The 417-nt window shown below is 45.6% G+C and carries 2 rRNA genes; both read right to left on the reverse strand.

Features of this window, described 5'->3' with window-relative positions:
• Positions 1-16 precede the first annotated feature (16 nt).
• Positions 17-130: ribosomal RNA gene (gene rrf, locus CWC03_RS22910) — 5S ribosomal RNA — on the reverse strand.
• A gap of 190 nt (positions 131-320) precedes the next feature.
• Positions 321-417: ribosomal RNA gene (locus CWC03_RS22915) — 23S ribosomal RNA — on the reverse strand; the annotation flags it as partial.

Raw genomic sequence — 417 nt, forward strand, 5'->3', positions numbered from 1 at the left:
GGATTATAAAATCCGGCCCTGCGGCTGTTCTACTTTCCCATGGGAAGCCCACACTATCCTCGACGCTGTTTTGTTTCACTTCTGAGTTCGGCATGGGGTCAGGTGGTTCCAAAACGCTATGGTCATCAGGAAATCTGGGTGCAAATGTCTAATGACATCGTGCCTCGCACGAGCATTCCATTTGCGCAAGGTGAACCGATTTCGCGATATCGCTGAGGTTGGTCACCTTGTTTAATTCTTAAATCTGGAAAAAGCCATTAAATTCTTTTGTCTACTTCAGTCTATTAACTTCTGTCGCTTATAAACCACTTTGGCGTTGTATGGTTAAGCCTCTCGGGTAATTAGTACGAGTTAGCTTAATGCCTCACAGCACTTCCACATCTCGCCTATCAACGTACTAGTCATCAACGGCCCTTA

This window comes from Pseudoalteromonas sp. S2755 (genome assembly GCF_005886535.1).
GTDB lineage: Bacteria > Pseudomonadota > Gammaproteobacteria > Enterobacterales > Alteromonadaceae > Pseudoalteromonas.